At 64.0% G+C, this 18,010-nt stretch carries 15 protein-coding genes; 2 read left to right on the forward strand and 13 right to left on the reverse strand.

The features are described from left to right. Positions 1 to 224 precede the first annotated feature (224 nt). On the forward strand, positions 225 to 2,978 hold the full coding sequence (locus tag ABX298_RS02540; RefSeq protein WP_286100292.1) for a DUF6543 domain-containing protein: 2,754 nt from the start codon (positions 225 to 227) through the stop codon (positions 2,976 to 2,978). Beyond that, positions 2,975 to 5,839, forward strand: a complete 2,865-nt coding sequence (locus ABX298_RS02545) for a DUF6543 domain-containing protein (protein WP_367394054.1) — start codon at positions 2,975 to 2,977, stop codon at positions 5,837 to 5,839. The genes ABX298_RS02540 and ABX298_RS02545 overlap by 4 nt, the downstream gene beginning before the upstream one ends. A gap of 56 nt (positions 5,840 to 5,895) precedes the next feature. Here the strand turns inward: ABX298_RS02545 and ABX298_RS02550 are convergent, their stop codons facing one another. From ABX298_RS02550 to flhF, 13 genes are all read right to left on the reverse strand, one after another. After that, positions 5,896 to 6,291 carry a DUF2802 domain-containing protein gene (locus ABX298_RS02550; RefSeq protein ID WP_025340064.1) on the reverse strand — a complete coding sequence of 132 codons (396 nt, stop codon included), beginning with the start codon at positions 6,289 to 6,291 and terminating at the stop codon, positions 5,896 to 5,898. 1 nt (position 6,292) lies between these two features. After that, positions 6,293 to 6,772, reverse strand: coding sequence for a chemotaxis protein CheW (locus ABX298_RS02555; RefSeq protein ID WP_003254393.1), 480 nt, complete (start codon positions 6,770 to 6,772; stop codon positions 6,293 to 6,295). A 41-nt stretch (positions 6,773 to 6,813) separates the two neighbouring features. Then, positions 6,814 to 7,707 (reverse strand): CheW domain-containing protein, encoded by an 894-nt coding sequence (locus ABX298_RS02560; RefSeq protein ID WP_025340065.1) that lies wholly within the window; start codon positions 7,705 to 7,707, stop codon positions 6,814 to 6,816. Then, positions 7,707 to 8,495 carry a ParA family protein gene (locus tag ABX298_RS02565; RefSeq protein WP_025340066.1) on the reverse strand — a complete coding sequence of 263 codons (789 nt, stop codon included), beginning with the start codon at positions 8,493 to 8,495 and terminating at the stop codon, positions 7,707 to 7,709. The genes ABX298_RS02560 and ABX298_RS02565 overlap by 1 nt, the downstream gene beginning before the upstream one ends. Before the next feature lie 216 nt (positions 8,496 to 8,711). Next, on the reverse strand, positions 8,712 to 9,569 hold the full coding sequence (gene motD, locus ABX298_RS02570; protein ID WP_367394055.1) for a flagellar motor protein MotD: 858 nt from the start codon (positions 9,567 to 9,569) through the stop codon (positions 8,712 to 8,714). Positions 9,570 to 9,572: 3 nt separating this feature from the next. Further along, positions 9,573 to 10,313, reverse strand: a complete 741-nt coding sequence (locus ABX298_RS02575; protein WP_046614572.1) for a flagellar motor protein — start codon at positions 10,311 to 10,313, stop codon at positions 9,573 to 9,575. Next, complete coding sequence (locus ABX298_RS02580) at positions 10,313 to 11,446, reverse strand: chemotaxis response regulator protein-glutamate methylesterase (protein ID WP_075045916.1); 1,134 nt, start codon at positions 11,444 to 11,446, stop codon at positions 10,313 to 10,315. Before ABX298_RS02580 ends, ABX298_RS02575 begins: the two co-directional genes overlap by 1 nt. Positions 11,447 to 11,492: 46 nt before the next feature. Further along, on the reverse strand, positions 11,493 to 13,733 hold the full coding sequence (locus ABX298_RS02585; protein ID WP_367394056.1) for a chemotaxis protein CheA: 2,241 nt from the start codon (positions 13,731 to 13,733) through the stop codon (positions 11,493 to 11,495). 12 nt (positions 13,734 to 13,745) lie between these two features. After that, entirely contained in the window at positions 13,746 to 14,534 is a 789-nt protein-coding gene (locus ABX298_RS02590; RefSeq protein WP_015271204.1) for a protein phosphatase CheZ, read from the reverse strand. Positions 14,535 to 14,555: 21 nt separating this feature from the next. Continuing rightward, positions 14,556 to 14,930 (reverse strand): chemotaxis response regulator CheY, encoded by a 375-nt coding sequence (locus tag ABX298_RS02595; protein ID WP_075045918.1) that lies wholly within the window; start codon positions 14,928 to 14,930, stop codon positions 14,556 to 14,558. A gap of 103 nt (positions 14,931 to 15,033) precedes the next feature. Next, positions 15,034 to 15,774: an RNA polymerase sigma factor FliA gene (gene fliA, locus ABX298_RS02600; protein WP_046614576.1), complete on the reverse strand. Its 741-nt coding sequence runs from the start codon at positions 15,772 to 15,774 to the stop codon at positions 15,034 to 15,036. Further along, on the reverse strand, positions 15,771 to 16,604 hold the full coding sequence (fleN, locus tag ABX298_RS02605; RefSeq protein WP_003254408.1) for a flagellar synthesis regulator FleN: 834 nt from the start codon (positions 16,602 to 16,604) through the stop codon (positions 15,771 to 15,773). Before fleN ends, fliA begins: the two co-directional genes overlap by 4 nt. Positions 16,605 to 16,697: 93 nt before the next feature. After that, complete coding sequence (gene flhF, locus ABX298_RS02610; protein WP_085614525.1) at positions 16,698 to 18,005, reverse strand: flagellar biosynthesis protein FlhF; 1,308 nt, start codon at positions 18,003 to 18,005, stop codon at positions 16,698 to 16,700. Positions 18,006 to 18,010: the final 5 nt, after the last annotated feature.

The following is an 18,010-nucleotide window of genomic DNA, read 5'->3' on the forward strand; positions in this document are numbered from 1 at the left end:
CCTTGTGCGTACAAGCTGGGATTTAAACGTTTAAGTGCGATGCCGGGTAAGAAGGGAACCGGACAGGAAGCGGAAGGATAGTGACATCCACGACCAAAATGCCATCAGCACCCGAGGGCCAGGGGGTGACGAGATCGGCCAGGCGCCGTACCGACATATCTACCACCGTCTTTTCGTGCCCCTGCTTCAACCTTGCCGGCTTCATCTCAGCGCAAGGTACCCCCATGCATTCGACTCGCATCAACGTGATGGGCACGCATTACGTTATAGACCACCTCGGCCATGTGCCCCGCCCCGATCGTGAAGCCAACCGCGCCATCCGCCAATGGCTCGCGCAGCAAGGCCATGACCTGGACCCAGACCAGCTCGACGTCGTTACCCTCCACTACTGCCCGGACGGTGCAGGTGGCCATCTGGCCGCGATCAGCCAGCGCACCAGCCTGCCCCAGGCACTGCTGGGCAACTGGCAGGGCGAGTCGGCCAGTGACATGTTCGGCAAGCTGCTGCAAGCACCCTGGGCCGGTGCATTACCCGCAGGCCCGCTACGGTTGGTGGAAACCCTCCCGGCACCCGGCTTCAATCACTACGGGGCCCCCTTCGAGGTATTCAACGGCCTGTTCCGGCGCACTGCCCCGCAACGCTACGACGCTTCCACCCATCTGCCGGTAAGCGCCGAAGCCTTCCAGCAGTTCATCAGCAACCTGGACTTCCAGCAGCCTTTCAAGGCGGCGCTGGATGTGTACTGGCGTGACCATCTGCACAGTCACAGGCTGGCGCTGAAGCTCAACTTCATCGCAGCCTGCAACAGACAGGTCAGCGAGGGCAGCCTCAGCGAGCCTGCACGGCAACTGGTCTGGCAAGCGGCCGGGCTGATGCCTCGGCGCAACAGGCTGCGACGCAGCACCTTGAGCATCTACGGCTATGCCGCAACCGACCTGCTGTACCTGAACGACCCCGCTACCGACCTGACAGTGCTGTATGTTCCTGGCAACAGCTCACCGTTGTTGACGTTCAGCAGCGAACGAGAATTGAAGGCCTGGGTCGGCGAACAATGCAAAGACCCGACCAAACGCCAGGCCCTGAAACAGCACTTTCGCTTGACCGATTGCCCGCAAGGCCTCGACTTCAGCGGCCTGGACACTGCCATGGAGGGGCTGGGCGCCTACCCTGAACGTCATCTGCTGCCACCCGAACACGGCTATTTCAACGACGACGGCACCTGGCCGCCGCAGACCTATGTCAATTATCGACCTACCAAGTACAACCCAAGGATCAAGGGCGACCTGTTCCAGGCGTTGGCCGAGCGCCAGCGTCAGCGCAGCTACGACGATGCCGCGTTTCTGATCACGGCTGACAGCGAAGTCATCAAGGCCAGGTGGCGTGGCTACCTGGCCACTACGCTCAACCTGCTGGCGCCACTGTGCCTGGTGGTACCCGGCCTGGGGCCGCTGCTGGCCATCGGCGGCATCGCCCAGCTTGGCCTGGGGCTCGACCAGGCAATCAACGGCAAGTCACTGCAGCAGCAGCAGGAAGGCATCGGCAACATCACCTGGGGCCTGTTCAACGCCTTGCCCCTGGCGGCAGGCGCTGCCGCAAGGGCCGAGGCATTGTTCGAATTCAAGGTCGAGGGTTTCGCACCACCGACGCGGCTGAATGAGCAGATCGGCTACCCCCTGAGCCCGCTCTCGCCACCGCGCTTCCCCGAGCCCGAGGGCGCACGCTACTTCCACATCACCGACCCGATAGAGCCACTGCCTGACTGTGACCAGGCGGTTGCCGACGCAGTCATTCGTACGCCCCAGTACGATGGTGAACCAGACACCCTGGCAGCGAACATCGATGGCTACAACGCCAGGATGATCTACGACATGGAGCGGGACGTATTCATTCGGGCCGAAGACCTGAACCAGGTCGACCCTGTCGGCTTCGTGGCGGTACCCGGCAGCCGGAACCTGCGCCCCGCGCCACAAGGGCGCGTGGTGACCCATGCGATGCGCAGTCGTACCTTGCGGGCGCTGGGCGTGGACCTGCCATTGCCGCTACAGGTGCCGGCCAGAGCGCCGGGCAGTTGGCCAATACCCAGACACATCTCCTGCCTGTGGGTCGGTGACCAGATCATCGGCCCGGAGCTGCTGGCCAACCTGGGCCAGAACGCAGCGCGGTTGCAAGGCAGCGAATACAGCATACGGTTGTTCCTTTCCAGCACTGCCCGGCAGGCCTACGCCGAAAACCTGGGCCTCCTGGCCACTCACGCCCCGGGCTTGCAGGTGCTACCGCTGGAAGAGCAGGCCTTCTTCAGGGCTTTCCGCCAAAGCAGGTACTACGCGCAGTACGACGCGGCCCTGGATGGCAACGGCGGTGTTGCCCGCAACTATGCATCGGCATGCGATGTGCTGCGCTACCCGATGTTGCACCACGAAGGTGGCTTGTACATGGATGTCGATGACACCTTGCTCGCGCCAGGCGAATACTCATTGATCATCGAGGGCCAACCGGTAGGCCCCGCCGGTGAACCCATCGATCAGGTCGACTTGAGCACGGACGCCAATGGGCTGCTGCTGGTACCGCCCATGTCCAATGAAAAGATGAGCATGAACAGCCTCTACAACTCCAGCCTTATCGGCAGCCACCCCGGCAACCCCACCCTGGAGGCCATTTCCGAAGAGATGTACGCACGCTACCAGCTCAATCGCGACTTCTACGACAGCAAGCCCAGCCTGGCTGAAGACCCGGGGAGCTTCTATGAGTATGCCAGCCGCCTGAGCTACCTCACCGGCCCTGCCCTGCTCAGCGACGTGGTCGATCGGCAACTGCCGAGCCTGCGCATCCTGCGCCAGCTCACCAATCTCTATGGGATGCCGCGCATCAATGCCTACCGGTTCGTCGATCTGCCACGCATGCGCGATTCGGTGCGTACGCTCCTGCCCCTGAACCGGTTCGCCACTGTCGGCGGCAACCATTCCTGGAGCCGAACATGACCCAGCGCCAACCTGTGGTCGGCGCAGCCGGCCAAGACTACGTCAAGGCAATGCTGGGTTCGGTGCCTCGTCCTGACCGCAGTGCCAGTGCAGCCATCCGCGAATGGGCCAGCCAGCAGCGGCTGGATGTGGAACCCGACAACACGCTTGCGGTGACCTTGCATTGCAAATTCGTTCCCAAGCGGGGCTGGCTGGCCAAGGTCGTCCAACAAATGAGCCTGACCGAAGCGCTGCTTGGCAACTGGCAGCAAAGCGGCTACTCCAAGGTTGCCGAGCAGACCGCGCAGCTACTGCTAAGAGGCGGGACGGCAACCGTCGACCTGCTAGGTGTACTGCCGGAGCTGTCCCTGCCACACGGTCGAGCGCCCTGGGCCCAGGCCTTCAGCCATGGTCAGGTGACGATCGTCGATGAATTGCCAGGAAGCGGCCTGGACCACGACATCGATGTGCACACCGAATTCCACGGCCTTTTTCGCCGAACCGCACCCATGCGCTACGACGCCAGCACTTATGTCCAGTTCGACGCCACGACTTTCCAGTCCTTCATCTGGCAACTCGACTTCCAGGGCGTATTCAAACGCCAGCTCGATGACTTCTGGGCTCATGCCGCCAGCCAGTACAGCGTCAGCGCGTGCATCGCATTCCTCGCTGCCTGCAACCGGCAGGCATTGCGGGGCAACCTCAGTGAACAGGGGCGCAGCCTGGCGTGGCGGGCGGCAGGCGTGGAACGCTGGCACCACGGCGCCAGCCTCAGTGCCAACGGGGTAGACGCCAGGCTGCTGAATATCAATGGCTACCCATCAAGCGACATCCTCTGCCTGAGCGATATGCGCAGCCACCTGACCTTGCTGTACATACCGGGCAATGCGGCGCCGTTGCATGAGTTCGCCAACCCGGGCGCCATGCGTGCGTGGCTTGCCAGGCAGTGCCGCGACGCCGACAAACGGGCGGCCCTGCTTGCCCACTTCAGGGCCTGCGATATTCCGGACAGGATCGGCCGGTCGGGGTTGCGTCGGGTACTTCAGGGCATGGGCGATTTCCCGCCCCGCCAGATCATCCTGCCTGCAACCAGCGTGTATCGCCTGGCCAGGGTTTGGAACCCGCATACCCTGATCAACTACAAGGCAGACACCTCCAGCCCACGCATCGAATACAACCTGTTCGAGGCATTGACGGTGGCACAACGTCAACGCAGCCAATCCGACGCCGACTTCCTGATCACGGGCGACAGTGAAGTGACCAAGGCCGCATGGCGCAGCTATTTCTACCTGACCATGAACCTGGCCGCACCGTTTCTGCTGGTGGTTCCCGGACTGCTACCCCTGGCTGCCGTGGCCGGGGTGGCCCAATTTACAGTGGGCCTGGACCAGGCGCTGCACGGCAAGGACTTGAACCAACAGCTCGAAGGCGCGGAGCAGGCCGTGTTCGGCCTGCTGAACGCAGCCCCGGGGCTGGCGCGTGGAGTCAAGGCAAGCAAGGCGCTGTTCGGCCAACGCCCAATTGGCTTCATCAAACCGGTGAGGCTCAATGGCCGCATAGGCTACCCGCTGAGCCCGGTCTCGCCGCCACGCTGGCCCGGGCCTGCGATGACACCCTATTTCCAGGAACTGGCAGTAGCGGGCGACGAGGTAGCCGCCAGCTGGTCCGGCGCCGATTCACACATTGCCCGCTGCGTAACGCGGCGCAGGGCATTCGGCACGGGTGACGAACTGATCGGCGATGTGGGCAATGGCCCGCACCCGCTCTACTACGACGCCCGACAGGACAGCTTCGTGCTCAAGTACCCCAACGGCACACGCGGCGCCCAGCACTATGTGGCCAGCGCCGATCCGCTGCAGCCCTCGATCAGCCGGCTGCTGCCCGATACGGACCCGTTGCGGGAAATCAGCCCGGCATCGCGCTCGCGCACGCTGCGGGCACTGGGTATCGATCTGCAGCTGCCCGTCGACCTCGATGCCTTGGGGACTGCACCAGGCATACCCGTCCCCAGGCAGGTATTTCACATCTGGCTGGGTGACAGGACGATCGCCGGTGATTACCTGGCTGCGCTCGACAACAACGTGCAGGCACTGCGCAACAGCGATTTCACGCTCAAGCTCTACCTCTCCAACGCAAACCCTCAGGCATTCGAACGCAACATGACCCTGCTGCAGCCCCGCATCGACGAGGGGTTGAAGGTTGCAGTGCTGGAGCAGCAGACCTTCTATCATCAATTCGCGGCAAGTGAATACTTCGGCCAGTACCAGGCTGCGCTGGAAGGGAATGGCGGTGTGGCGAGCAACTTCTCCTCGGCCTCCGACATCTTGCGCTACCGCGTCCTGCACAGCGAAGGGGGCATCTACCTGGATATCGACGACCATCTGCTGGTCGAGCCGGACGCAACCGGGCAGCTGCGGGCAAAGATCGACAGCGTACCGCTCACCACACCCCTCGACGGGCTGCTGTTGAGGAGCCCGGTGTGCAATGCGCAATTGGGCATGTATACCAGCTACAACACCAGCATGATTGGTAGCCGCGCTGGCAATCCGGTGCTGAACGCCATTTCCGACGAGATCCTGGCCCGCTACCTCACCCCGGAGGGCCAGGCGTTCTACGAGGCCCCCAAACCGCCGCGACAGCATGCGGCGGCATTCCAGGCCTATACCGAAAGGCTCAACACGCTGACCGGGCCTGCGGTGCTCAACCATGTGATCGACCAACGTCTACCTGAGCTGTACACCTTCAGGCAGGTGGCGGACCTGGCCAACATGCACACCCTGAACTACGACGCGCTGCTGGATGAAGCAGCACAACGGCGTGCAGAGCTGCGGCTGCTACCACTGGAAGAGGTCGCAATGGCGGGAAACGCACAGGGCTACTGACTGCCGGGCGAGCTTGCGCGGCCACTGTATAAGGGGCCGCGCAATGCTCATGGCAATCAGTTGCTGCGATGCAACTTGCTCATCAGCTCTGCCTCGGCCTGGGTCAGGCCGCAGCTTTCGGTCAGCTCGGCCACGCTGGCGCCCATCCCCACCAGCTTGGCCGCCTGGGTGAAGGTGACGTTGTGCGGGTCGCGCTGCTCCAGCTGCTGGATCTTGTCGGGCAGCGGGGCAACCGCCACGCGCAGGTCGTGCAGCGCCTCGCCCATGCGCACGGTACCGTTCTGGTAGTCGTCCAGGCGCTTGGCGAGGTCCTTGATGCGCTGGTCACGCAGGGCATCACCCTCGGCCTGTTGCGCGGCCAGCTCGCGCTGGCGCTTGCTGTAGTTGAGGAAGAACCACAGGCTCAGCGCCCAGACCAGCGCCAGGAAGATGACAGCAACCTGTAGGATCAACTCAAATGTTCTCCAGCTCGGACCACTCTTCCTCGGTCATCATCTTGTCCAGCTCGACCAGGATCAGCAGTTCGCCATTCTTGTTGCACACGCCCTGGATGAACTTGGCCGATTCTTCGTTACCCACGTTCGGCGCGGTCTCGATCTCGGACTGGCGCAGGTACACCACCTCGGCCACGCTGTCGACCAGGATACCGACCACTTGCTTGTCGGCCTCGATGATGACGATACGGGTGTTGTCGGTGACTTCGGTCGGCATCAGGCCAAAGCGCTGGCGGGTGTCGATCACGGTCACCACGTTGCCGCGCAGGTTGATGATGCCCAGCACGTAGCTTGGCGCACCCGGCACCGGGGCGATCTCGGTGTAACGCAACACTTCCTGCACCTGCATCACGTTGATGCCGTAGGACTCATTGTCCAGACGGAAGGTAACCCACTGCAGGATCGGATCTTCGGAACCTTGTGCAGACGACTTTTTCATTCCCCTACCCTCAAAATCCGCCATCGGCGGTGTATTCGGTGTCATTTCTGTTTGGCGTGCATCTGCTTGACCGCACCGCTGGCGATCAGCTCGGCCAGTGCGGCGACGTCGAGCAGTGCACACATGTGTTCAATCACCGTGCCGGCCAGCCACGGGCGCTGGCCACGCTGGCTGCGCCACTTGATCTCGGACGGGTCCAGGCGCAGCGAGCGGCTGACCTGGTGCACGGCCAGCCCCCATTCGTAGCCCTGCACGGAAATCACGTATTGCAGGCCCTGGCGAAAATCATCGCGGTAGCGGTCGGGCATCACCCAACGCGCGGTATCCAGCACCTTCAGGTTGCCGGCCTGGCATGTCAGGATGCCGAGGAACCAGTCGGGCTGGCCGAACAGCGGTGTCAGTTCCTGGCCGGCCAGGGTGTAGATCGAGCCCAGGCACACCAGCGGCACCGCCAGGGTCAGGCCGGCCACGTCGAACAGCAGGCATTCGAACGGCTCGGCGGCCCAGGCCGGGCGGCCATCGACCGTGGCCGGGGGCACGGGCACCTGCGGCGCCGGCAGGTGCACATCCACCAGCGGCACTGCCGGTTCCACGGTTTGCTCTTCGACCAGCACCGGGATGCTGGCTTCGGCCACCACTTCGCGCTCGACCACCGTCACCACCGGTGCTTCCACCGGCATCACGCGAGGCAGCACCGCCAGCCTGGGCTCGGCGAACGGCCGTGGTGCGGGGCTGACGGTCGCTTCGGCTGACGCCGGCCTGGCTTGCTGCAAGGCATCACGCGCCTGCTCTTCGCGCACCGCTTCGGCGAACTCGTCCGCCGCCGCTGGCGCCTCGAACAGGTCTTCGGCTTCGGTGGCCTCCTGCAACAGGCCGTCGAGGTATGACTGCAGGGCCATCTGTGGCCGGGTATTGGTTTGCCGGGTCTGCGTCATCAGGCCACCTGTGCTGCAGTCTTGTAGGTCAGCAGGTGCTTGAGCAGCGCCCGATAGGCAATCAGCCCGCGGCTCTTGCTGTCGAATTGCGAGGGCGTGACGCCCTTGCGGCTGGCATCGCGCAGGCGCGTATCCACCGGGATGTAGCCCTGCCATACATGCTGGTCGTAGGTGTCACGCAGCAGCTTGAGCGTGGCCAGCGAGGCCTGGGTGCGGCGGTCGAACAAGGTCGGCACGATCTGGTACGGCAGCGCCTGCTTGCGCGAGCGGTTGACCATGGCCAGGGTACCGACCATGCGCTCCAGGCCCTTGACCGCGAGGAATTCGGTCTGCACCGGGATCACCAGCTGCTGGCTGGCTGCCAGGGCATTGACCATCAGCACACCGAGCAAGGGTGGGCTGTCGATCAGGGCAAAGTCGAAATCCTGCCACAGCTGCGCCAGACTCTTGGCGATCACCAGGCCCAGGCCGTTCTGCCCCGGTGACTGGCGCTCCAGCACCGCCAGCGCGGTACTCGACGGCAACAGCGAGATGCGTTCGTCACTGGTGGGCAGCAGCAGTTGCCCGGGCAGGCCCTCGGGCACCGCGCCCTTGTGCAGGAACAGGTCGTAGCAGCTGTGCTCCAGGGCATCCGGGTTGTGCCCGAAATAGCTGGTCATCGAGCCGTGCGGGTCGAGGTCGACAACGACCACGCGCTTGCCGGCCTCGGCCAGCAGGCCGGCCAGGGCGATGGTAGTGGTGGTCTTGCCGACGCCACCTTTTTGATTGGCTACTGCCCAGACTCTCATCAAGCAAACTCTATCTATTGATTTGGCAGGGACACTGCTGGGGCAACTGTCTTGCTCAACATCGGAAAGCTGGCGCGATCAGTGTGGGAGCGGGTTTACCCGCGAACACCGGCGCAGCCGGTGCCATGCACCGTGTCACCTTCTTCGCGGGTGAACCCGCTCCCACACAGGACCGCGCTACATTCAACTACTTGGCAGCGTCGGGGAATTGACGGATCACTGCCCCGCCACCGTTGCTGGCGAAGCCGGTGCACTTTGTGTGCCAGCCCGGCGCAATGCGGCATCCGGCGTGGCATTGGCACTGCCCGAGCCCGTCAGGCTGCGGCGCACTTCGAGGTTGCGCGAAATCACCAGCACCACGCGGCGGTTGCGCGCACGGCCTTCGGCAGTGTCGTTGCTGGCCACCGGCTGGTACTCGCCATAGCCGACCGAGGCCATGCGTGCCGGGTTTACCCCTTCCATGGCCAGCAGGCGCACGATGCTCGCCGCCCGCGCCGATGACAGCTCCCAGTTGGTCGGGTACTGCGCGGTGCGGATCGGCAGGTTGTCGGTAAAGCCTTCGACGTGCACCGGGTTGGCGAACGGCTTGAGAATGCCGGCCACCTTCTCGATGATGGCAAATGCCTTGTCGCTGGGCATGGCATCGCCACTGCCGAACAGCAACGAGGAATTGAGCTCGATCTCGATCCACAGCTCATTGCCGCGCACCGTCATCTGGTCGCTATTGATCAGGTCGCCAAAGGCATCGCGCACATCATCGCTGATGGTTTTCAGCGGGTCGACACTGGTCGCCCCAAGGCCTGCATCGGTCTGCTCGCTGTCCTTCACCAACGGCTCGGCCGGGCGCACGCTCAGCGGCCGCTCTTCACCGATGGGGATCGGCTTCATGCTGCGCTCGGGGTCGTTGAACACCCCGAGCAAGGCCTGGGAAATGACCTTGTACTTGCCCTCGTTGATCGAGGAAATCGAGTACATCACCACGAAAAAGGCGAACAGCAAGGTGATGAAGTCGGCGTACGACACCAGCCAGCGTTCGTGGTTTTCGTGTTCCTCGGTATGACGACGGCGACGCATGGGTTACTCCATGAAGCCTTGCAGCTTCAGCTCGATCGAGCGCGGGTTCTCACCCTCGGCAATCGACAGCAGGCCCTCGAGCAGCATCTCGCGGTAGCGCGACTGGCGCATGACGATGGCCTTGAGCTTGTTGGCGATCGGCAGCAGCACCAGGTTGGCGCTGGCCACGCCATAGATGGTCGCGACGAAGGCCACGGCAATGCCGTTGCCCAGCTGCGACGGGTCGGCCAGGTTGCCCATCACGTGGATCAGGCCCATCACCGCACCGATGATGCCGATGGTCGGCGCGTAGCCACCCATGCTTTCGAACACCTTGGCGGCCTGGATATCACGGCTTTCCTGGGTCAGGAAGTCGACTTCGAGGATGCTGCGGATGGCCTCTGGCTCGGCTCCATCCACCAGCAGCTGCAGGCCCTTGCGCGCATACGGGTCAGGCTCGCCGTCGGCCACCCCTTCCAGGCCCAGCAGGCCTTCCTTGCGCGCGGTCAGGCTCCAGTTGACGACGCGGTCGATCCCGCCCGCCAGGTCGACCCGTGGCGGAAACAGGATCCAGCGCAGAATCTGCAAGGCACGCTTGAACGACGACAGTGGCGACTGCAGCAAGGCCGCCGCCAGGGTGCCGCCCAGCACGATCAGTGCCGCCGGGCCATTGATCAGGGCGCCGACATGGCCGCCTTCGAGGAAGTTGCCACCGACGATGGCGACAAAGGCGAGGATCAGGCCGATCAGGCTGAGCACGTCCATCAGACGCACGCCTCCACCAGGTGCTTGCCGATTTCGTCCAGGCTGTACACCGCGTCGGCCAGGTTGGCCTTGACGATGGCCATGGGCATGCCATAGATCACGCAGCTGGCTTCATCCTGGGCCCACACCGTACTGCCGCCCTGCTTGAGCAGGCGCGCACCTTCACGGCCATCGGCGCCCATGCCGGTAAGCACCACCGACAGCACCTTGTCGCCATACGACTTGGCCGCCGAGCCGAAGGTGATGTCCACGCACGGCTTGTAGTTCAGGCGCTCGTCACCGGGCAGGATCTTCACCGTGCCACGGCCGTCGATCATCATCTGCTTGCCACCCGGGGCCAGCAGGGCCAGGCCCGGGCGCAGCATGTCGCCGTCCTCGGCTTCCTTGACGCTGATGCGGCACAGCTTGTCCAGGCGCTCGGCAAAGGCCTTGGTGAACGCCGCCGGCATGTGCTGGATCAGCACGATCGGCGCCGGGAAGTTGGCTGGCAACTGGGTCAGCACCCGCTGCAGGGCGACCGGGCCGCCCGTGGAGGTGCCGATGGCCACCAGCTTGTAAGGCTTGCGCTTGGGTGCCGGTGAGTGTGCTGGCGCCGCAGCCGGGGCCGCCGCACGGGCAGGCGCAGGCGTGCGCGCCGCTGCCGGGCTGGCGAAACTGCTGGTGGGTGCATGGCTGCTGCCTGCCGGCGCAGGTGCGGCAACCGGCGCATGGCTGGCGTAGCTGCCAAAACGGCGGTTGCTGCGGGAAATGGTATGCACCTTCTCGCACAGCAGTTGCTTGACCTTGTCTGGGTTGCGCGAGATGTCCTCGAAGTTCTTCGGCAGGTAATCCACCGCACCGGCATCCAGCGCATCGAGGGTGACACGGGCGCCTTCATGGGTCAGCGACGAGAACATCAACACCGGCGTCGGGCAGCGCTGCATGATGTGCCGCACCGCGGTGATGCCGTCCATCATGGGCATTTCGTAGTCCATGGTGATGACATCGGGCTTCAGCGCCAGCGCCTGGTCGATTGCTTCCTTGCCATTGGTCGCGGTACCCACTACCTGGATCGTCGGATCCGCCGAGAGGATTTCCGAGACGCGGCGGCGGAAGAAACCGGAATCATCCACCACCAGGACCTTGACTGCCATAAACACTCCATTAGGCGGCGCAACCCGCCAGGGTGCGCCACCGAAATCAAATACGCCGCGCGGCGTAACGCTTGAGCATGCTCGGGACGTCGAGAATCAACGCGATGCGACCGTCGCCGGTGATGGTGGCCCCGGACATGCCCGGGGTGCCCTGCAGCATCTTGCCCAGCGGCTTGATTACCACTTCTTCCTGGCCAACCAGTTGATCGACGACAAAGCCGATGCGCTGGGTGCCGACCGACAGGATCACCACGTGGCCCTCGTGCTGCTCTTCGTGCACCTGGCCCTGCACCAGCCAGCGCTTGAGGTAGAACAGCGGCAGCGCCTTGTCGCGCACGATCACCACTTCCTGGCCGTCGACCACGTTGGTGCGCGACAGGTCGAGGTGGAAGATCTCGTTGACGTTGACCAGCGGGAAAGCGAACGCCTGGTTGCCCAGCATCACCATCAGGGTTGGCATGATCGCCAGGGTCAGCGGCACCTTGATGACGATCTTCGAGCCCTGGCCCTTGGCCGAGAAGATGTTGATCGAGCCGTTGAGCTGGGAGATCTTGGTCTTCACCACGTCCATGCCCACACCGCGGCCGGACACGTCGGATATCTCGGTCTTGGTCGAGAAGCCCGGGGCGAAGATCAGGTTGTAGCAGTCCGACTCGCTCAGGCGATCGGCGGCATCCTTGTCCATCAGGCCCTTTTCCACGGCCTTGGCGCGCAGGATGTTGGGGTCCATGCCCTTGCCGTCGTCAGAGATCGACAGCAGGATGTGGTCGCCTTCCTGCTCGGCGGACAGCACCACGCGGCCGGTGCGCGCCTTGCCGGAGGCTTCACGCTCTTCGGGCATTTCCACGCCATGGTCGACGGCGTTGCGCACCAGGTGCACCAACGGGTCGGCCAGGGCCTCGACCAGGTTCTTGTCGAGGTCGGTCTCTTCGCCGACCAGCTCCAGGTTGATCTCTTTCTTGAGCTGGCGGGCCAGGTCGCGCACCAGGCGCGGGAAGCGGCCGAAGACTTTCTTGATCGGCTGCATGCGGGTTTTCATCACCGCGGTCTGCAGGTCGGCGGTGACCACGTCGAGGTTGGACACAGCCTTGGACATGGCCTCGTCGCCGCTGTTCAGGCCCAGGCGCACCAGGCGGTTACGCACCAGCACCAGTTCGCCGACCATGTTCATGATCTCGTCCAGGCGCGCGGTATCGACCCGCACGGTGGTTTCCGCTTCGCTGGCGCCATGCTTCTCGGCAGCCGGCGCCGGGGCGCGGGGTGCTGCGGCAGGTTTGCTGGCAGGTTTGCTGGCAGGTGCCGGTGCCGGCGCAGCAACTGCGGCTGGCTTGGCCACGGGCTGGCTGTCGGCCTTGGCCGCGACCGGCGCTTGCACCTTGGCCGCAGCTGGGGCTTCGACGGCGGCAACGTCGCCACCGAACTTGCCCTTGCCGTGCAACTGGTCCAGCAGCGCCTCGAACTCGTGCTCGCTGATTTCGTCGCTGGCTGCGCTGGTATCGGTTGCGGCAGGCGTCTGCGCCTTGGCAGCGGGCAAGGCATCGGCCTGGAAGGTGCCCTTGCCATGCAACTGGTCCAGCAGCGATTCGAACTCGGCGTCGGTAATTTCGTCGCTGGCCGCTTCCGGCGCGCTGGCAACCGGCTGCGCGGCAACCTCGGCGCTGAATTGGCCTTTGCCGTGCAACTGGTCGAGCAGCGACTCGAACTCGGCGTCGCTGATTTCGTCACCTTCACCGCTGACGGTCTCGCCCTGCATCTGCTCGTCGGCCGCAGCTTGTGCCTTGACCGCATCGAGCGAATCGAGCAGCTGCTCGAACTCGCTGTCGGTGATGTCCTGCTCCTCGGCAGGCGCTTCGGCAACCGGTGCCGCAGCGGCAGGCACTTCAACGGCTTCGGCGCCACCCGGCTCGGCCAGGCGCGACAACGCCGCCAGCAGCTCGGGGGTGGCCGCGGTCACTTCGGTGCGCTCGCGCACCTGGCCAAACATGCTGTTGACCGTGTCCAGTGCCTCGAGCACCACATCCATCAGTTCCGCGTCGACCCGGCGCTCACCTTTGCGCAGGACGTCGAACACGTTCTCGGCGATATGGCAGCACTCCACCAGCTCGTTCAGCTGAAGGAAGCCGGCGCCCCCTTTTACAGTGTGGAAACCGCGAAAGATCGCATTGAGCAGGTCGGCATCGTCGGGCCGGCTTTCCAGCTCGACCAGTTGCTCGGACAGTTGCTCAAGAATTTCGCCGGCTTCTACCAGGAAATCCTGGAGGATTTCTTCATCGGCGCCGAAGCTCATCAAACGTGCTCCTTAAAAACCCAGGCTGGACAGCAAATCATCGACATCGTCCTGACCGGACACGACGTCTTCACGCTTATCGGCATGAATCTGCGGACCTTCACCCCGAGTCGGATGTTTTTCTCGATCTTTTTCTGCGCGCAGTTGATCGTGGTCATGCTGGATGCCCGCAAAGCGGTCGACCTGGCTGGCCATCAACACCAGTTTGAGCAGGTTGCTTTCCACCTCGGTGACCAACGTGGTGACGCGCTTGATCACCTGGCCGGTCAGGTCCTGATAGTCCTGGGCCAGCAGAATGTCGTTGAGGTGGCCGGCGACCTTGCGGTTACCTTCGGCGCTGTGCGTCAGGAAACTGTCGACGCGCTTGACCAGGTCACGGAACTCCGGCGCAGCCACTTCGCGGCGCATGAAACGCTGCCAGTCGGTGCTCAGGGCCTGGGCCTCGCTGGCCAGATCGTTGAGCACCGGGGTGCTTTCCTCGACCAGGTCCATGGTGCGGTTGGCCGCGCCCTCGGTGAGCCTGACCACGTACGACAGGCGCTCGGTGGCGTCGGTTATCTGCGACACCTCCTCGGCCTGCGGCATGGTCGGGTCGATCTGGAAACTGACGATGGCACTGTGCAGTTCGCGGGTCAGCTTGCCGACTTCCTGGTACAGGCCGCGGTCGCGGGTCTGGTTCAGCTCGTGAATCAGCTGCACCGCCTCGCCGAAACGGCCCCGCTCCAGGCTTTCGACCAGCTCCTGGGCATGCTTCTTCAGGGTCGATTCGAACTCGCCCAAAGACGTTTGTGATGAATCCATGGCGCGCCCCCCTGACGTGACTCAGCCGTTGACGCGTTCGAAGATCTTCTCGATCTTTTCTTTGAGCACCTGGGCGGTGAACGGCTTGACCACGTAGCCATTGACGCCGGCCTGGGCCGCTTCGATGATCTGGTCGCGCTTGGCTTCGGCGGTCACCATCAGCACCGGCATGGATTTCAGGCGATCGTGGGCACGCACCTTGCGCAGCAGGTCGATGCCGGACATGCCAGGCATGTTCCAGTCGGTCACCAGGAAGTCGTAGTGGCCGTTCTCCAGCATCGGCAGCGCCGTGGTGCCGTCGTCGGCTTCTTCGGTGTTGGTGAAGCCCAGGTCACGCAACAGGTTCTTGATGATCCGCCGCATCGTCGAAAAGTCGTCAACGATGAGGATTTTCATGTCTTTGTTCAAGTAGACCTCCAAGCAGTCTCAAACGCGCTCGGCCCCGAGCGCGCATTCACAATTCGGTACAACGTAGAAAACGACTGCAACGACAGCGGGCTCAACGCGCCCGCCATTCCCCCAGGCGGCTGCGCAGGCGCGCGGCACACTGGCTGTGCAACTGGCTGACCCGCGACTCGCTGACCCCCAGCACCTCACCGATTTCCTTGAGGTTCAGCTCTTCGTCGTAGTACAGCGCCAGCACCAGGCGCTCACGCTCCGGCAGGTTGGCGATGGCCTCGGTCAGGGCGGCCTGGAAGCGCTCGTCCTCCAGGCCACGCGCAGGTTCTACCTGGCCACTGGCGCCATCCTCATGCAGCCCTTCGTGCTCGCCGTCCTGCAACAGGTCGTCGAAGCTGAACAGGCGGCTGCCCAGGGTATCGTTCAAGATCCCGTAGTAATCATCGAGACTCAATTGGAGTTCGGCAGCAACTTCATGATCTTTAGCGTCACGGCCGGTTCTGGCTTCAACCGCACGCATCGCGTCGCTGACCATGCGGGTGTTGCGGTGCACCGAACGCGGTGCCCAGTCGCCCTTGCGCACTTCGTCCAGCATGGCCCCGCGAATGCGGATGCCGGCGTAGGTTTCGAAGCTGGCGCCCTTGCTGGCGTCGTACTTGTTGGCCACTTCCAGCAGGCCGATCATGCCGGCCTGGATCAGGTCCTCGACCTGCACGTTGGCCGGCAGCCGCGCCAGCAGGTGGTAGGCTATGCGCTTGACCAGCGGGGCGTAGCGCTCGATCAGCTCGTACTGCGCGTCTTTCGACGCCCGGCTGTACATCTTGAAACCGCTGGCGTTCATAGCACAGGTCCCGCGCTGGTGGGCTGCACCAGACGCTCGACAAAGAACTCCAGATGGCCGCGCGGGTTGGCCGGCAGCGGCCAGCTATCGACCTTCTGGGCAATCGCCTTGAAGGCCAGCGCGCATTTGGAGCGTGGGAAGGCTTCGTACACGGCACGCTGCTTTTGCACCGCCTTGCGCACGCACTCGTCATACGGCACGGCGCCCACGTACTGCAGGGCAACGTCGAGGAAGCGGTCGGTGACCTTGGTCAGCTTGGCGAACAGGTTGCGGCCTTCCTGCGGGCTCTGCGCCATGTTGGCCAGCACCCGGAAACGGTTCATGCCGTAGTCGCGGTTGAGCAGCTTGATCAGGGCGTAGGCATCGGTGATCGAGGTGGGTTCGTCGCATACCACCAGCAGCACTTCCTGGGCGGCACGTACGAAGCTGACCACCGAATCACCGATACCGGCCGCAGTGTCGATCACCAGCACGTCGAGGTTGTCGCCGATTTCGCTGAACGCCTGAATCAGCCCGGCATGCTGGGCCGGGGCCAGGTGCACCATGCTCTGCGTGCCCGAGGCAGCCGGCACGATGCGCACACCACCGGGGCCCTGCAACATCACGTCGCGCAGCTCGCAGCGCCCTTCGATGACATCGGCCAGGGTCCGCTTGGGGGTAAGGCCCAGCAGCACATCGACATTGGCCAGGCCCAGGTCGGCGTCGAGCAGCATGACCCTGCGGCCAAGCTCGGCCAGCGCCAGGGACAGGTTCACTGAAACGTTAGTCTTGCCGACGCCACCTTTGCCACCGGTCACGGCGATCACCTGTACGGGATGCATGCTACCCATGTCTGTTCTTTACCTTGTCTCGCTGGGACTCAGGCCACACGTAGGGCAATTCTGCGTACCCCTTGGCATAGCTACCTTGCACACATTTCATCATCAACCCGCTCGCCGTGGGTTGTGATAGAGATCAGCGAACATGTCGGCCATGGCCTCTTCGCTGGGCTCGTCCTGCTGCTGCACATTGACCGCGCGGGAGACCAACTGGTGCCCCCGTGGCAGGTGCAGGTCGTCAGGAATGCGCGGCCCGTCGGTCAGGTAGGCCACTGGCAAATCATGACTGATGGCAAGGCTCAGCACGTCGCCAAGGCTCGCCGTTTCATCGAGTTTGGTCAGGATGCAACCGGCCAGGCCGCAGCGCTTGTAGCTGTGATAGGCGGCGGTCAGCACCTGCTTCTGGCTGGTGGTGGCCAGCACCAGGTAGTTCTTCGCGGCAATGCCACGCCCGGCCAGGGTGTCCAGTTGCATGCGCAGGGCCGGGTCGCTGGCCTGCAGGCCGGCGGTATCGATCAGCACCACGCGCTTGCGCAGCAGCGGCTCCAGCGCCGCGGCCAGCGACTGACCCGGGTCGACGTAGGTCACCGGCACGTTGAGGATGCGGCCCAGGGTCTTGAGCTGCTCCTGGGCGCCGATGCGGAAGCTGTCCATGCTCACCAGCGCCAGGTTCTGCGCGCCGTACTTGAGCACGTAGCGGGCGGCCAGCTTGGCCAGGGTAGTGGTCTTGCCCATGCCGGCCGGGCCGACCATGGCGATCACCCCGCCCTCTTCGATCGGCTCGACCTCGGGGATTTCAATCATCCGCGCCAGGTGCGCCAGCAACATGCGCCAGGCCTGGCGTGGCTCGTCGATCTCGGCAGTCAGGTCCAGCAGCTCACGGGCGATCGGCCCGGACAGGCCGATGCGTTGCAGCCGGCGCCAGACGGTGGCCTGCTGCGGCTTGCTGCCCTGCAGCTGGTTCCAGGCCAGCGAGCCGAGCTGCACTTCCAGCAGCTCGCGCAGGCCCGACAGCTCGGAGCGCATGGCATCGAACAGGCGCGGGTCGACCGGCGCCGACGCAGGCGCTGCAGCAGCCTCGGGCGCATCGACGTGCGGTTCGATCAACGGCTCGGCAGCGGTCAGCGACTGCCCGGCGAACAATTGGCGGTTGTTGTCGCTGCTGTCCTGGCGGTGGCCCAGCTCGGCCTGGGCAGTGGCGATGCGCGTATGGGTCTTGCGCAGCTCTTCTTCCAGTTCGGCGTTGGGCACACGCGGGGCCAGGGCGGACAGCTTGTAGTCCAGCGCGGCCGTCAGCTCGACACCGCCGGCGATGCGACGGTTGCCGATGATGGCGGCATCGGCGCCCAGCTCATCACGGACCAGCTTCATGGCCTGACGCATATCGGCGGCGAAAAATCGCTTAACTTGCATTATCC

It is taken from the genome of Pseudomonas sp. X4, from assembly GCF_040784925.1.
Taxonomy (GTDB): Bacteria; Pseudomonadota; Gammaproteobacteria; order Pseudomonadales; family Pseudomonadaceae; genus Aquipseudomonas; species Aquipseudomonas putida_Z.

Coding starts and splice junctions, on each gene's coding strand:
- ABX298_RS02595 (WP_075045918.1), bottom strand. CDS start 14,930: ATGAAAATCCTCATCGTTGACGACTTTTCGACGATGCGGCGGATCATC.
- ABX298_RS02540 (WP_286100292.1), top strand. CDS start 225: ATGCATTCGACTCGCATCAACGTGATGGGCACGCATTACGTTATAGAC.
- ABX298_RS02545 (WP_367394054.1), top strand. CDS start 2,975: ATGACCCAGCGCCAACCTGTGGTCGGCGCAGCCGGCCAAGACTACGTC.
- ABX298_RS02555 (WP_003254393.1), bottom strand. CDS start 6,772: ATGAAAAAGTCGTCTGCACAAGGTTCCGAAGATCCGATCCTGCAGTGG.
- ABX298_RS02575 (WP_046614572.1), bottom strand. CDS start 10,313: ATGGACGTGCTCAGCCTGATCGGCCTGATCCTCGCCTTTGTCGCCATC.
- ABX298_RS02590 (WP_015271204.1), bottom strand. CDS start 14,534: ATGGATTCATCACAAACGTCTTTGGGCGAGTTCGAATCGACCCTGAAG.
- motD (WP_367394055.1), bottom strand. CDS start 9,569: ATGCGTCGCCGTCGTCATACCGAGGAACACGAAAACCACGAACGCTGG.
- flhF (WP_085614525.1), bottom strand. CDS start 18,005: ATGCAAGTTAAGCGATTTTTCGCCGCCGATATGCGTCAGGCCATGAAG.
- ABX298_RS02580 (WP_075045916.1), bottom strand. CDS start 11,446: ATGGCAGTCAAGGTCCTGGTGGTGGATGATTCCGGTTTCTTCCGCCGC.
- ABX298_RS02585 (WP_367394056.1), bottom strand. CDS start 13,733: ATGAGCTTCGGCGCCGATGAAGAAATCCTCCAGGATTTCCTGGTAGAA.
- ABX298_RS02565 (WP_025340066.1), bottom strand. CDS start 8,495: ATGAGAGTCTGGGCAGTAGCCAATCAAAAAGGTGGCGTCGGCAAGACC.
- ABX298_RS02560 (WP_025340065.1), bottom strand. CDS start 7,707: ATGACGCAGACCCGGCAAACCAATACCCGGCCACAGATGGCCCTGCAG.
- fliA (WP_046614576.1), bottom strand. CDS start 15,774: ATGAACGCCAGCGGTTTCAAGATGTACAGCCGGGCGTCGAAAGACGCG.
- fleN (WP_003254408.1), bottom strand. CDS start 16,604: ATGGGTAGCATGCATCCCGTACAGGTGATCGCCGTGACCGGTGGCAAA.